This window comes from Gibbsiella greigii, assembly GCF_039540155.1.
Taxonomy (GTDB): domain Bacteria; phylum Pseudomonadota; class Gammaproteobacteria; order Enterobacterales; family Enterobacteriaceae; genus Gibbsiella; species Gibbsiella quercinecans.
In genome coordinates this window covers 130,338-144,775 of the sequence record NZ_BAABEM010000051.1, presented here as the reverse complement: position 1 = coordinate 144,775, position 14,438 = coordinate 130,338, and the positions used below count along the sequence as shown (strand labels likewise).

General features: G+C 56.5%; 15 protein-coding genes. 10 read left to right on the top strand and 5 right to left on the bottom strand.

Annotation, left to right across the window (positions count from 1 at the left end):
• Positions 1–31: 31 nt before the first annotated feature.
• The 3 genes from ruvC (at position 32) to ruvB (ending at position 2,308) form a co-directional block, all read left to right on the top strand.
• On the top strand, positions 32–553 hold the full coding sequence (gene ruvC, locus AC559G_RS23425; protein ID WP_095844537.1) for a crossover junction endodeoxyribonuclease RuvC: 522 nt from the start codon (positions 32–34) through the stop codon (positions 551–553).
• A 113-nt stretch (positions 554–666) separates the two neighbouring features.
• Positions 667–1,281 (top strand): Holliday junction ATP-dependent DNA helicase RuvA, encoded by a 615-nt coding sequence (gene ruvA, locus AC559G_RS23420; RefSeq protein ID WP_498915039.1) that lies wholly within the window; start codon positions 667–669, stop codon positions 1,279–1,281.
• Positions 1,282–1,300: 19 nt separating this feature from the next.
• Positions 1,301–2,308 (top strand): Holliday junction branch migration DNA helicase RuvB, encoded by a 1,008-nt coding sequence (ruvB, locus tag AC559G_RS23415; protein ID WP_498915038.1) that lies wholly within the window; start codon positions 1,301–1,303, stop codon positions 2,306–2,308.
• Between the two features lie 50 nt (positions 2,309–2,358).
• Here the strand turns inward: ruvB and znuB are convergent, their stop codons facing one another.
• Both znuB and znuC read right to left on the bottom strand, forming a co-directional pair.
• Complete coding sequence (gene znuB / locus AC559G_RS23410; protein ID WP_498915036.1) at positions 2,359–3,144, bottom strand: zinc ABC transporter permease subunit ZnuB; 786 nt, start codon at positions 3,142–3,144, stop codon at positions 2,359–2,361.
• Positions 3,141–3,899, bottom strand: coding sequence for a zinc ABC transporter ATP-binding protein ZnuC (gene znuC, locus AC559G_RS23405; protein ID WP_279027599.1), 759 nt, complete (start codon positions 3,897–3,899; stop codon positions 3,141–3,143). The genes znuB and znuC overlap by 4 nt, the downstream gene beginning before the upstream one ends.
• A 77-nt stretch (positions 3,900–3,976) precedes the next feature.
• On the opposite strand from znuC, the gene znuA reads away from it, so the two are divergent.
• The 3 genes from znuA to lpxM all read left to right on the top strand — a co-directional run bounded on the left by znuA (position 3,977) and on the right by lpxM (position 7,382).
• Complete coding sequence (gene znuA / locus AC559G_RS23400; RefSeq protein WP_438596565.1) at positions 3,977–4,936, top strand: zinc ABC transporter substrate-binding protein ZnuA; 960 nt, start codon at positions 3,977–3,979, stop codon at positions 4,934–4,936.
• Positions 4,937–4,957: 21 nt separating this feature from the next.
• A complete protein-coding gene (gene mepM / locus AC559G_RS23395) occupies positions 4,958–6,280 on the top strand; it encodes a murein DD-endopeptidase MepM (RefSeq protein ID WP_498915035.1) in 1,323 nt (440 codons plus the stop codon).
• Positions 6,281–6,413: 133 nt separating this feature from the next.
• A complete protein-coding gene (gene lpxM, locus AC559G_RS23390) occupies positions 6,414–7,382 on the top strand; it encodes a lauroyl-Kdo(2)-lipid IV(A) myristoyltransferase (RefSeq protein ID WP_498915033.1) in 969 nt (322 codons plus the stop codon).
• Between the two features lie 59 nt (positions 7,383–7,441).
• Here lpxM and pyk read toward each other — a convergent pair whose 3' ends face one another.
• Positions 7,442–8,884, bottom strand: a complete 1,443-nt coding sequence (gene pyk / locus AC559G_RS23385; protein WP_095844529.1) for a pyruvate kinase — start codon at positions 8,882–8,884, stop codon at positions 7,442–7,444.
• Between the two features lie 251 nt (positions 8,885–9,135).
• Positions 9,136–10,008: a MurR/RpiR family transcriptional regulator gene (locus tag AC559G_RS23380; RefSeq protein ID WP_279027593.1), complete on the bottom strand. Its 873-nt coding sequence runs from the start codon at positions 10,006–10,008 to the stop codon at positions 9,136–9,138.
• A 354-nt stretch (positions 10,009–10,362) separates the two neighbouring features.
• On the opposite strand from AC559G_RS23380, the gene zwf reads away from it, so the two are divergent.
• The 4 genes from zwf (at position 10,363) to mdtI (ending at position 13,911) form a co-directional block, all read left to right on the top strand.
• On the top strand, positions 10,363–11,838 hold the full coding sequence (gene zwf / locus AC559G_RS23375) for a glucose-6-phosphate dehydrogenase (protein WP_438597959.1): 1,476 nt from the start codon (positions 10,363–10,365) through the stop codon (positions 11,836–11,838).
• A 126-nt stretch (positions 11,839–11,964) separates the two neighbouring features.
• A complete protein-coding gene (locus AC559G_RS23370; RefSeq protein ID WP_498915031.1) occupies positions 11,965–12,606 on the top strand; it encodes a bifunctional 4-hydroxy-2-oxoglutarate aldolase/2-dehydro-3-deoxy-phosphogluconate aldolase in 642 nt (213 codons plus the stop codon).
• Positions 12,607–13,226: 620 nt separating this feature from the next.
• Positions 13,227–13,595: a multidrug/spermidine efflux SMR transporter subunit MdtJ gene (mdtJ, locus tag AC559G_RS23365; RefSeq protein ID WP_121525935.1), complete on the top strand. Its 369-nt coding sequence runs from the start codon at positions 13,227–13,229 to the stop codon at positions 13,593–13,595.
• Positions 13,582–13,911, top strand: coding sequence for a multidrug/spermidine efflux SMR transporter subunit MdtI (mdtI, locus tag AC559G_RS23360; protein WP_438598073.1), 330 nt, complete (start codon positions 13,582–13,584; stop codon positions 13,909–13,911). The genes mdtJ and mdtI overlap by 14 nt, the downstream gene beginning before the upstream one ends.
• A 52-nt stretch (positions 13,912–13,963) precedes the next feature.
• On the opposite strand, the gene AC559G_RS23355 is transcribed toward mdtI, so the two are convergent.
• A complete protein-coding gene (locus AC559G_RS23355) occupies positions 13,964–14,308 on the bottom strand; it encodes a RidA family protein (RefSeq protein ID WP_498915029.1) in 345 nt (114 codons plus the stop codon).
• Positions 14,309–14,438 lie beyond the last annotated feature (130 nt).

Here is a 14,438-nt window from a genome sequence, read left to right as displayed (position 1 = left end):
TAGCCGCGCCTGACACAGGGTGGATGTAGGGATGGCGATCATACTCGGTATCGATCCTGGTTCGCGCATCACCGGCTATGGCCTGATCCGCCAGCAAGGCCGCCAGTTGACCTATGTCGCCAGCGGCTGTATCCGCACCGCGGTGGATGACATGCCAACGCGGCTGAAGCTGATTTATGCCGGCGTTAGCGAGATCATCACCCAGTTCAAACCTGATTTCTTCGCCATCGAACAGGTGTTCATGGCCAAGAACGCAGATTCTGCGCTAAAGCTCGGCCAGGCGCGCGGGGTGGCGATCGTCGCGGCGGTGAACCAAAATCTGGAAGTGTTTGAATATGCGGCACGCCAGGTGAAGCAAACCGTGGTCGGCACCGGGGCGGCGGAAAAGAGCCAGGTACAGCATATGGTGCGTTCGCTGCTCAAGCTCTCTGCCAGCCCGCAGGCCGATGCCGCCGATGCGCTGGCGATCGCCATCACCCACTGCCACCTGAGCCAGAACGTGCTGCGCATGCGGGAAGGGCGCTTGAATCTGGCGCGCGGGCGGTTACGCTAAAACAAAATTTGCGTTAACACAGGCTGGATATTCATCCAGCCTTTTTTATGGTATAAGCTGTAGCAGCAAAACGCGGCGCTCAGCCGTGTAGATCAATCCGAGCAGGAGGATAAATGATAGGTCGTCTCAGAGGGAATATTCTGGAAAAGCAGCCGCCGCTGGTGTTGCTGGAAACAAACGGCGTAGGTTATGAAGTCCATATGCCGATGACCTGTTTTTATGAACTGCCGGAGCTGGGCAAAGAAGCGATTATTTTTACCCACTTTGTGGTGCGTGAAGACGCGCAACTGCTGTATGGTTTTAACGATAAACAAGAGCGCGCCTTGTTTCGCGAACTGATCAAGGTTAACGGCGTGGGCCCGAAGCTGGCGTTGGCGATTCTGTCGGGCATGTCTGCGCAGCAGTTCGTGAGTGCGGTCGAACGCGAAGAGATCGGCGCGTTGGTCAAATTGCCGGGCGTGGGTAAGAAAACCGCCGAGCGTCTGGTGGTCGAAATGAAAGATCGCTTTAAAGGGCTTAATGGCGATCTGTTCAATAACAGTAGCGAAATCAGCCTGCCTGCCGCCGCGCAGAAAACGGCGGAAATAGACGCCGAAGCCGAGGCCGCTTCTGCGCTGGTGGCCTTGGGCTATAAGCCGCAAGAAGCCAGCCGGATGATCAACAAGGTGGCCAAAGCGGGCGCCGACTGTGAAACCCTGATCCGCGACGCCTTGCGCGCCGCCCTGTAAGGCCCAGAAGGGATAGAAGATGATTGAAGCCGATCGCCTGATTTCTGCCGAACCCATCAGCGAAGAAGAGGTGCTGGATCGCGCCATTCGCCCCAAGCTGTTGGGGGAATACGTCGGGCAACCGCACGTGCGTGAGCAGATGGAAATCTTTATCCAGGCAGCCAAGCAGCGCGGCGATGCGCTGGATCACCTGCTGATTTTCGGCCCGCCGGGGCTGGGTAAAACCACGTTGGCGAATATTGTTGCCAATGAGATGGGCGTCAATCTGCGTACCACCTCGGGCCCGGTGCTGGAGAAGGCGGGCGATTTGGCGGCGATGTTGACTAACCTTGAACCGCACGACGTGCTGTTCATTGATGAAATTCACCGCCTTTCGCCGGTGGTAGAAGAGGTGCTGTATCCGGCGATGGAAGATTATCAGTTGGATATCATGATCGGCGAAGGGCCGGCGGCCCGCTCGATTAAGCTGGAACTGCCGCCGTTTACTCTGGTGGGGGCAACCACGCGTGCCGGCTCGCTGACTTCACCGCTGCGCGATCGCTTTGGCATTGTGCAACGGCTGGAGTTTTATCAGGTGGTCGATTTGGAGCACATCGTCGCGCGTAGCGCCAACTGCCTGGGGCTGAATCTGTCTGGCGATGGCGCGCACGAAATCGCCCGCCGCGCGCGCGGTACGCCGCGTATCGCCAACCGTTTGCTGCGCCGGGTGCGCGATTTTGCGGAAGTGCGGGCCGGCGGGCTGATGAATGGCGATGTGGCCGCACAGGCGCTGAACATGCTCAATGTGGATGCCGAAGGGTTTGATTACATGGACCGTAAACTGCTGTTGGCGATTATCGAGAAGTTCACCGGCGGGCCGGTCGGGCTGGATAACCTCGCGGCGGCGATTGGGGAAGAGCGGGAAACGATTGAAGATGTGATTGAACCTTTCCTGATCCAACAAGGGTTTATCCAGCGTACTCCGCGCGGGCGCATGGCGACCAACCACGCGTACAAACATTTCGGCATCGCGCCCAACGACGCTTAACGGGTTTTACCCCAGCGTCTTCGCACAATGCGAAAGCGCTGGGCAATTCACTATCCCCGCTGTTTTTTCATCAGGCTCAACACAAACAGGATGGCGGCGCTCAGCACCACCGAAGGGCCGGCCGGCGTGTCATAAAACGCCGAGAAGGTCAGCCCGCCGGTGACCGCAATTACCCCCAGCAGCACCGCGTAACCGGCCATCTGCTCCGGCGTGCGGGCAAAGCGGCGGGCGGTGGCCGCCGGAATAATCAGCAACGAAGTAATAATCAGCGCGCCGACGAACTTCATGGCCAGCCCGATGGTTAACGCGGTTACCAGCATCAGCACCGTGCGCGCCCGCGCCAGGTTCACGCCGTCGACATGAGCCATTTCCGGGCTGATGGTCATCGACAGCAGATCGCGCCATTGCCACCACAGTACCAGCAGCACGACCGCCACGCCGCTGGCAATCATGCCGATATCGCTCAGGGTCACCGACAGCAGATCGCCAAACAGGTAGGCCATCAGATCGACACGGACGTTGGACATCAGCGCCACCACCACCAGGCCGAGCGACAGCGCGCTGTGCGCCATAATGCCCAGTAGGGTATCAACAGAGAGTTGCGGGCGGCGCTCCAGCCAGACCAGGATCAGCGCCAGCACCAACGTAACGGCAATCACCGCATAGAATGGGTTTACGTCCAGCAATAACCCGAACGCCACGCCGAGCAGCGACGCGTGCGCCAGCGTATCGCCGAAGTACGACATACGGCGCCATACCACAAACGAGCCCAACGGGCCGGCCGCACCCGCCAACAAGGCGCCGGCCAGCCAGCCGGGTAAGAGCAGTTCAATCATGCCTCGCGGCCCCCGGTTTTTTTCAACACAATTTTTCCTTGCAGATCGTGACGGTGATTATGGTGGTGGCGATAAATCGCCAACTGCTCGGCGCCGCGGTTGCCGAACATGGCAATGAATTCCGGGTGTGTGGAAACCACTTCCGGTGTGCCGGAGCAGCAGATGTGTTGGTTGAGGCACAGCACCTCATCGGTTTTTGCCATCACCAGGTGCAGATCGTGCGAGACCATCAGCACCGCGCAGCCCAGCTCTTGGCGCAGCCGATCGATAAGGTCATACAGCGCAACCTGGCCGTTAACGTCCACCCCCTGGGTGGGTTCATCCAGCACTAACAGCTGTGGCCGGTTGAGCAACGCCCGCGCCAGCAGTACGCGCTGGTTTTCACCACCGGAGAGTTTTTGCATCGGCTGTTCAAGCAGATGTGCGGCGTGCACGCGTTTTAGCGCAGGCAAGATATCGGCTTTTTTCACCCCGGGCTTGAGGCGCATAAAGCGGCTGACGGTCAGCGGAAGGGTAGCGTCCAGGTGCAGCTTTTGCGGCACATAGCCAATGCGCAATCCCGGAAGGCGTTCAATGGTGCCTTCGGTGGGTTGCACCAGCCCAAGCACCACGCGCACCAGCGTCGATTTGCCCGCCCCGTTGGGGCCCAGCAACGTCAGGATGCGCCCCGGCTGCAGGTTAAGCGATACGTTCGCCAAAACCCGCCGGTTGCCGAAGGCCACGGAAATATTTTTTAGCGTTGTCAGTGTAGACATGTCTTGATTACGTTTGCAGAAATTACCGAATGTTATAATATCACGCACTGCCGACGAAAACGATGGGATAACTGATGATGGTACAGAAAAAGAGATGGTTACGAAATGCCTTGCTGGCCAGCGCGCTGATGGTGGCCGGCAGCGCTTCTGCCGCGGTGCTCACCTCAATCCGCCCGCTGGGTTTTATTGCCTCGGCAATCGCCGATGGCGTAACGGAAACGGAGGTGCTGCTGCCGGATGGGGCGTCGCCGCATGATTTCGCGCTTCGCCCTTCGGACATCCAGCGCCTGCGCGCCGCCGATCTGGTGATTTGGGTTGGGCCGGATATGGAGGCCTTCCTGACCAAAGCGGTAGCGCCGCTGCCGGCGAACCGGCAACTGGCGATCAGCGAACTGGCGGCCGTGAAACCGCTGTTGATGAAAGGCGATGATGACGACGATCACGATCATCATCATGACCATGGCGAAGCGGCAGATAATCATGCTGAACATGACCACGATCATGACGATGGCCATCACCATGGTGCATATAATTTACACGTCTGGCTGTCGCCGGAGATTGCGAAACTGACTGCGATCGCAATTCACGACAGATTATTGGAACTTATGCCGCAAAATAAGGACAAATTAGACGCAAACCTGCGCCAGTTCGAGAATCTGCTGACGCAAACTGACAAAAATGTTGTTAATATGCTTACGCCTGTGCAGGGCAAGGGATATTTTGTTTTTCACGATGCTTATGGCTACTTTGAGAAACACTACGGGTTGAGTCCGTTGGGCCATTTCACCGTTAATCCCGAAATTCAGCCCGGAGCACAGCGTTTACACCAAATTCGAACACAGTTGGTTGAGCAGAAAGCCGTATGTGTTTTCGCTGAGCCACAATTCAGGCCAGCCGTAATCAATGCCGTTGCCAAGGGAACCGCTGCGCGTTCTGGAACGCTGGATCCGCTGGGCATGGGCATCGCATTGGGGAAAGACAGCTATGGTAACTTCCTGACCGCCTTGTCGAACCAATACGTGAGCTGCCTGAAGTAAAGCTTATGAGGATAATATCGAGTGCAGCAGATAGTCAGAACTATCTCTCTGGCGTATAACAACCTGCCACGGCCCCATCGCGTTATGCTGGGGTCGTTGACAGTCGTGACATTGGCCGTAGCGGTTTGGCGGCCTTTTGTTTATCACCCAGAACAGAACCCCATCGTTAAAACCGTCGAATTAGAATCCAGCCAGTTACGCTCTTTGCTCCCCGAAGCCAGTGAACCGATCGATGCCGATCAACCCACCCCCGATGACGACATTCCCCAGGATGAACTGGATCAGAAAGTCGCGGGCGAAGACGGCGTGCATGAATATGTGGTTTCTACCGGTGATACGCTCGGCAGCATTTTGACGCAGTACGGCATCGATATGTCTGACGTGACGCTGCTGGCTTCGCAAAACCGCGATTTGCGTAACCTGAAAATCGGCCAGCAACTGTCATGGACGGTCAATGACGCCGGCGATCTGCAACGCCTGACCTGGGAAGTCTCACGCCGTGAGAGCCGCACCTACGATCGCGTTGGCAATAATTTCAAAGAAACCCAGGAAACCCAGAAGGGTGAATGGCGCAACCACGTGCTGAACGGCCAACTGAACGGCAGTTTTGTCAACAGCGCGGCGGAAGCCGGCTTGAGCCGGGCGGAAATCAATGCCGTGATCAAAGCGCTGCAGTGGCAGCTCGATTTCCGCAAGTTGCGCAAAGGCGATCAGTTCTCGGTGTTGATGTCGCGCGAGCAGTTCGAAGGCAAGAATGAGCAAAGCCAACTGCTGGGGGTGCGCATGCGCACCGGCGGTAAAGACTATTACGCGATTCGTGCTGAAGACGGCAAATTCTACGATCGTCAAGGCTCCGGCCTGGCGCGCGGGTTTATGCGTTTCCCCACCATGAAGCAGTTCCGTATCTCCTCCAACTTTAACCCGCGCCGGGTCAACCCGGTGACAGGGCGCATCGCGCCGCACAAGGGCGTCGATTTCGCCATGCCGGTGGGCTCGCCGGTGCTGGCGGTTGGCGATGGTGAAGTGGTTATCGCCAAGCGCAGCGGCGCCGCCGGCAACTACGTGGCGATCCGTCACGGTCGCCAGTACACCACGCGCTATATGCATCTGAAAAAACTGTTGGTGAAACCAGGGCAGAAGGTAAAACGAGGCGATCGCATAGCGCTTTCCGGCAACACCGGGCGCTCCACCGGCCCACACCTGCACTATGAATTCTGGATCGGCCAACAGGCGGTTAACCCGCTGACGGCTAAACTGCCGCGTTCCGAAGGGTTAAGCGGTAAAGATCGCAGTGATTATCTGGCGCAGGTGAAAGAAGTGGTGCCGCAGTTGCAGTTGAACTGATTCCTCATCGCCTGATCTTTTCTTCATCGGCCCGTGGCGGGCCGATGTTTTTTTATTGGTGATTTGGCGGGTTAATTGTAAATTCATCATCTGCAATTATTATTAGCCAAATCGCTGCGTTAAGAGTTTGTGCATGCAAAACGATAAAAAATCCAACGTTGAGTTTATTCCTCAATTCCAGAAAGCCTTTCTCCACCCGCGCTATTGGGGCGCCTGGCTTGGCATCGGGCTGATGGCCGGTGTTTCGCTGGTGCCGGCGCGGCTGCGCGATCCTGCCTTGGGGGCGATAGGTAAACTGGCCGGCAAAGTGGCCAAAGGCGCACGCTGCCGGGCGCGCATCAACCTGCTGTATTGTTTGCCTGAACTGCCGGAGGAGGAGCGCGAACGGATTATCGACCAGATGTTCGCCACTGCGCCGCAGTCTATGGTGTTGATGGCGGAGTTGGCCTGCACCAGCCCGGAAAGGGTGTTGCGCCGCGTGCGTTGGCACGGTGAAGCGGTGTTGGAAAAGATCCGAGCTGAGGGGCGCAATGTGATTTTCCTGGTGCCGCACGGCTGGGCGGTGGACGTGCCGGCCATGCTGCTGGCCGCGCGTGGGCAGCCGATGGCGGCGATGTTCCATAACCAAAGCAACCCGTTGATTGACTATGTGTGGAACGCGGTGCGGCGTAAGTTCGGCGGGCGTATGCATGCACGTAACGATGGCATTAAGCCGTTTATCAGTTCGGTGCGCCAAGGCTATTGGGGCTACTATTTGCCGGATCAGGATCACGGCGCCGAGCACAGTGAGTTCGTTGATTTCTTCGCCACCTACAAAGCCACCTTGCCGGCGGTTGGCCGGCTGAAGAAGGTGTGCCGGGCGGCGATCGTGCCGTTGTTCCCGGTGTATGACGGCAAAACCAGCATGCTGGATATTTATATCCATCCGCCGATGGACGATCTGGACGGTACTGACGATGTCTATATCGCACGCCGGATGAATGAAGAGGTTGAGAACCTGGTGCGGCCGAACCCGGAGCAGTACACCTGGATCCTCAAGCTGTTGAAAACCCGCAAGGAAGGGGAGATTGAACCCTACTCGCGTGATGATCTGTACCGTTAGCCGGCGGTAAAAAAAATGCCAGCCGGTATGGCTGGCATGTTGCACGGCTTGCCGTTGGGTTATTCCACCAGCAAAATACGCACGGTATTGGTGGTGCCGATGGTGCCCATGATATCGCCCTGGGTTACCAACACCAGATCGCCAGACACCAGGAAGCCGCGATCGCGCAGGCGGTTGATGGCGTCATCGGCCGCCTCGGCACCGTCGGTGTGGCTGTCGTAATACACCGGCGTCACGCCGCGGTACAACGCCGTCAGGTTAAGCGTGCGCTCGTGCCGCGACATAGCGAAGATCGGCAGGCCGGAGCTGATGCGCGACATCATTAGCGCCGTGCGGCCGGATTCGGTCAGCGCGATGATGGCGGTGACGCCTTTCAGATGGTTGGCGGCATACATCGACGACATGGCGATCGCCTCTTCAACATTATCGAACTCCGCATCCAGCCGGTGTTTAGAAATATTGATGCTCGGGATCTTTTCTGCGCCCAGGCAAACGCGCGCCATCGCGGCAACGGTTTCCGCCGGGTATTGGCCGGCGGCGGTTTCCGCCGAGAGCATAACGGCATCGGTGCCGTCCAGTACGGCGTTCGCGACGTCCATCACTTCGGCGCGGGTTGGCATTGGGTTGGTGATCATCGATTCCATCATTTGGGTGGCGGTAATCACCGCGCGGTTGAGCTTGCGGGCGCGGCGGATCAGTTTTTTCTGGATACCTACCAGCTCCGGATCGCCGATTTCAACCCCCAGATCGCCGCGGGCCACCATCACCACGTCGGAAGCCAGAATGATGTCGTCCATCGCCTCATCGGTACAAACGGCTTCGGCGCGCTCGACTTTCGATACGATTTGCGCGTTGCAGCCGGCATCACGCGCCAGACGGCGGGCATAGTTAAGATCTTCGCCGGTGCGAGGGAAAGAAACCGCCAGGTAATCAACGCCAATTTTGGCTGCGCTGACGATATCGGCCTTGTCTTTTTCCGTTAGTGCTTCTGCCGACAGGCCGCCGCCCAATTTATTGATACCTTTATTATTCGACAGCGGGCCGCCCACCGTGACTTCGGTAAATACCCGCATACCTTGCACTTCAATGACTTTCAACTGAACGCGGCCATCGTCCAGCAGCAGCACATCGCCGGGGACGACATCGGCAGGCAGGCCTTTATAGTCGATGCCGACTCTTTCTTTGTCGCCTTCGCCTTTGGAAAGATTGGCGTCCAACACAAACTTGTCGCCGACGTTGAGGAAGATTTTGCCTTCTTTGAAGGTGGATACACGGATTTTCGGGCCCTGAAGATCGCCAAGAATAGCGACATGACGCCCCAACTTGGCGGCAATCTCACGCACTTTGTTTGCGCGTAGCAGGTGATCTTCCGCCGTGCCGTGAGAGAAATTTAGCCGAACTACGTTTGCGCCAGCGGCAATAATCTTTTCCAGATTATTGTCACGGTCAGTAGCCGGACCCAGGGTGGTAACAATTTTGGTTCTTCTGAGCCGTCTGGACATGCATTACTCCGTTGACTGGTGAAGCAAATAATAGTGATGCGATTATCTTGGATAACCAACGCAAAGATGAATGCCGCTTCACTGGCGCATGCGATCCCCTGGGGTTATCCGTATATTATGTATCGGCTGCGAGCCGCGATGCGGACTGGCTGGCAGGCGCATGGCGGATCACAGCCTAACACGGTACAGCCAATGATGCCGCCGGGCAAATACACCTTATCATGCCGCCTGCTGGCGGTGCTTATCGCGTATCAAGGTTCAAAGCCGTTGGGCAGAACCACGCCTTTATCAAAGCGCGATTCTTTCAACGCTTCCTTGACCCGCTTCAAGTTATCTCTGAATTTCGCGCCGCGGCGCAGGGTGAAGCCGGTCGCCAAAACGTCGATCAGTGTCAACTGCGCGATGCGTGAAACCATCGGCATATACACATCCGTATCCTCAGGCACATCAAGCAACAGCGCCAGCGTGGCTTCGTGGGCGAGGGGGGTATCGCGGGAGGTAATAGCAATCACCGTGGCGTCGTTTTCGCGCGCCAAATGCGCCAGCTCCACCAGGTTTTTTGTGCGGCCGGTATGGGAGATCAGCACCACCACGTCACCTTCTCCCGAGTTCATGCACCCCATGCGCTGCATCACGATATCATCGAGGTACACCACCGGGATGTTGAAGCGGAAGAATTTGTTCATGGCATCGTGCGCCACCGCCGCCGAAGCGCCCAGGCCGAAAAAAGAAATTTTCTTGGCCTGGGTGAGCAGATCCACCGCGCGATTAATGGCGGCAATGTCCAGGTTGGTTTTGACCGCATCCAGGCAGGCCATCACGGATTCGAAAATTTTACTGGTATAAGCGTCTACACTGTCATTTTCTTCCACGTTGCGATTTACGTACGGCGTGCCGTTCGCCAGGCTTTGGGCCAGATGCAGTTTGAAATCGGGGAACCCTTTGGTGTCGAGGCGGCGGCAGAAGCGGTTGACCGTCGGTTCACTGACGTCGGCCATGCGCGCCAACGTCGCAATGCTGGAGTGAATGGCGGTTTGCGGTGAAGCCAGTATGACCTCGGCAACTTTCCTTTCAGATTTGCTCAGGAGCTCCAGATGGCTCTGGATCTTTTCCAGCGTATTCATATTGGCGGGAGTCCCTCATGGGTTTTGTCGATTTCAGTTAAAGGAGAAATCAATACCGGTTTAGTGAAAATATACTACGTGCTGGTAACCGTTGGCAGTACTGACTGAGCGCATACTGGGTTTTTTCATCAGAATATGACTTGTGTCTAACTTTCATAACGGTAATCAAGCGCCAAAAAAGACAGAAAATTACAGTTTTCCCTGTGGAGGGCAGGTTTGGCGCCGTTTGCGGTGTTAACACCAGAGTTTATGGGGCTTTTTGGCGTTTTTGATCCGGGTTTACTGGCCGTAGGCAAAGAGAGTACATTAGTAATGTAAGAAAATTACAAATATCCTGCAACGAGGAGATTGAACATGGCGGTAACCTCTACAGCCCAGGCATGCGACCTGGTTATTTTCGGCGCGAAAGGTGATTTGGCGCGCCGTAAGCTGCTGCCTTCCCTGTACCAACTAGAAAAAGCCGGCCACATCCACCCAGAGACCCGCATTATCGGCGTGGGCCGCGCGGATTGGGATAAAGAAGCCTACACCAACGTGGTGAAGGAAGCGTTGACCACATTCATGAAAGAAGATCTGGATGATGCGCTGTGGGCGACGTTGAGCGAGCGCCTGGATTTTTGCAACCTGGACGTTAACGACAGCAAGAATTTCGTCAAACTGGGCAAATTGCTGGATCAGAAGCACCGCACCACCATCAACTATTTCGCCATGCCGCCAAGCACCTTCGGCGCCATCTGCAAAGGGTTAGGGGAAGCCAAGCTGAATAAAGAGCCGGCGCGGGTTGTGATGGAAAAACCGCTCGGCACCGATCTGGCCTCTTCACGCGTGATCAACGATCAGGTGGCGGAGTATTTCGACGAATGCCAGGTCTACCGTATCGACCACTATCTGGGCAAGGAAACGGTGCTCAACCTGCTGGCGCTGCGTTTCGCCAACTCGCTGTTTGCGTCCAATTGGGATAACCGCACCATCGATCATGTGCAGATCACCGTGGCGGAAGAGGTGGGTATTGAAGGGCGCTGGGGCTATTTTGATCAGGCCGGCCAGATGCGCGATATGATCCAGAATCATCTGCTGCAGATCCTGACGATGATCGCCATGTCGCCACCGGCGGATTTGACGACTGACCGTATTCGTGACGAGAAAGTGAAAGTGCTGCGCTCGCTGCGCCGCATCGATCAGAGCAACGTGCGCGAAACCACCGTGCGCGGCCAGTATACGTCCGGCTTTGTGCAGGGCAAAAAAGTGCCGGGCTATCTGGAAGAGGAAGGGGCGAACAAAAGCAGCAACACTGAAACCTTTGTCTCCATCCGTGTGGATATCGATAACTGGCAGTGGGCCGGCGTGCCGTTTTATTTGCGCACCGGTAAGCGCCTGCCGACCAAATGTTCGGAAGTGGTGGTGTACTTTAAAAACCCACCACTCAACCTGTTCCGCGATTCCTACCAACAGCTGCCGCAGAACAAACTGACCATTCGCCTGCAGCCGGACGAAGGGATTGAGATCCAGGTATTGAACAAAGTGCCGGGCCTGGATCACAAACACCGCTTGCAAACGACCAAGCTGGATCTGAGCTTCTCTGAAACCTTCAATCAGGCGCATGTGGCCGACGCCTACGAGCGCTTGCTGTTGGAAACCATGCGCGGTATCCAGGCGTTGTTTGTCCGGCGTGACGAAGTGGAAGAAGCCTGGAAGTGGGTGGATTCCATTATGGACGCCTGGAAAGCGGACAACGAGGCGCCGAAGCCTTATCAGTCCGGCACTTGGGGGCCGGTGGCTTCGGTGGCGATGATCACCCGCGACGGCCGGTCATGGAACGAATTTGAGTAGCTAATGCGTTACCGGCATTTTTTTACCGGTATTATGCAAGCCTGAGGTCCTGTTGCCGCGCCCTTGGCGGGCGTGGCAATAGGGGCGTGCGATACCGTACACCAACCTCACTAATGGAGCCCTAAAATGAAAAACTGGAAAACCAGCGCAGAGCAGATCCTCACCGCTGGCCCGGTCGTCCCTGTGATTGTGATTAACCAACTGGAACACGCAGTGCCGTTGGCAAAAGCGCTGGTTGCCGGCGGTGTGAAGGTGCTGGAAGTAACGCTCCGCACCGCGTGCGCCCTGGAGGCCATTCGCGCCATCGCCAAAGACGTGCCTGATGCCATTATCGGCGCCGGCACCGTGATCAATCCTCAGCAGTTGCAAGACGTTACCGATGCCGGTGCACAGTTCGCCATCAGCCCTGGGCTGACGGCCGATTTGCTGCAAGCCGCCACCGCAGGCATCATCCCGCTGATCCCGGGCATTAGCACTGTTTCCGAACTGATGCTGGGGATGGATTACGGCCTGCGTGAATTCAAGTTCTTCCCGGCGGAGGCCAATGGCGGGGTGAAAGCGCTGCAGGCGATTGGCGGCCCGTTCCCGCAGGTGCGTTTCTGCCCGACCGGCGGCATCACGCCGAACAATTACCGTGACTACCTGGCGTTGAAAAGCGTGCTGTGCATCGGCGGCTCCTGGCTGGTGCCGGCCGACGCGCTGGAAAAAGGCGATTACGCGCGCATCACCGAACTGGCGCGCACGGCGGTCGCCGGCGCAAGCGCTTAACCGCAACTCGTCTGCTGATGCCAACCTCACGGGGTTGGCATTTTTTTTATCCCCGCCTGGATACCCATTAGCCGATTCAACGTGGCGCGCCGGCCCGCAGCCCGACAGGCTTGCGCTGTAATTTTGTACAACCCTTGCCGCTACCGTGCTATCCGCAGCACCACGATTTTTCATTTTTCAAAACAGTAACGTTATTATTTTTAAACGCTTTTTCCTTATTGATTGCTGAAAACGGTAGTTTGCTTTATTAAATCGACTATGGTACAACTGATGCAGCTGAAAATTTTATATTGATGAGGATATTGGGCAAATCGCACGGTGTGCGGCTGAAGATAGAGAATAATTATGATGATAACTAATGGAATTACCCCCAGAACTTCTGGTTGCCAGCTTTTCCTTTCCGCCATTCTTGCCAGTGAACATCACTGGTCCAGCGAGCTATAGCGTCTTTCTCCCTTAACCGGTGCTGATGGCAGATCTGCCATTGCGTGTCGCCGGGAAAAATACCTTGATTACGTTTGGGTCAGTTTATCCCCAGAGATCTCCGTATCCGTTATGGATGAGATAAATCGGGATAAATATACCTTTGCGTGCGTTATTCGCCGTTTGGGGGAAAAATAATGATTTATTGGATTTTTTTAGCATTAGCCATTGTGACCGAGATTATCGGCACGCTTTCGATGAAATATGCCAGCGTGAGTGGCGGCATTACCGGGCACCTGGTGATGTACATGATGATTACGGCTTCGTACATGTTGCTGTCGGTGGCGATAAAACGCGTCGCGTTGGGGGTCGCCTACGCCCTGTGGGAAGGCATCGGCATCCTGCTGATTACCGTATTCAGCGTGGTGTGGTTCGATGAGCCGATCTCCCCGCTGAAAGTGTTGGGGCTGGCAACGCTGGTCGCCGGTATTCTGCTGGTGAAATCTGGCACCTGCAAGGCACGAAAACCGGGCAACATTTCGGGTGGCGGCCATGCAACAGCTTGAGTGGTTTCATATTGGCTTTCTGGCATTGGCTATCGTGCTGGAAATCATCGCCAACATTTTTCTTAAAATGTCCGACGGCTTTCGCAGAGTATGGCTGGGGGTTTTATCGCTGCTCTCGGTGCTGGGGGCCTTCAGCGCGCTGGCGCAGGCGGTCAAAGGCATTGATCTTTCGGTGGCTTATGCGTTGTGGGGCGGTTTTGGCATCGTGGCGACCGTGGCCGCAGGCTGGATCCTGTTCGGGCAACGTTTGAACCATAAAGGCTGGATCGGGCTGGCCCTGCTGCTGTTGGGGATGGTGATCATCAAGCTGGCCTAGCCGCCAGCGTTTAAAACCGCGGTGGTGGTCATACCCCCCGCGGTTTTGCGGTTTATTGCGCGGCGATGATTTTAATTTCCACCTTGTATTTGGGGTTCATCAACGTCGCCTGCACGGTGCAGCGGACCGGCGCACAGCCTGCGCTAACCCAGGCATCCCAGGCGGCGTTCATGGCGGCGAAGTCGGCGGCGTCGGCCAGGAAAATCGTGACGTCGAGAATGCGGCTTTTATCCGATCCCACCCGGGCCAACAGCACATCAACGGCCGCAAGGGCATTCGCCGTTTGCGCGGTGGCATCCTCATCCAGATTGTCTGGCACGCTGGTGTAATAAACGGTGCCGTTATAGATCACGGCTTCGGACCAGCGCTGTTCCGCATCGATACGTTCAATACTCATGTCGGTTTTCTCCCGGTTAATCATCCCCCTAGGGTAGCACAGCCATCGCCTGGCGTGGGGCGCGATCAAGACGGTGGTAGCCGTGGCAGGCCATGCTTGGCATAATCACCGCTGAATGTTCCTGGCAGAG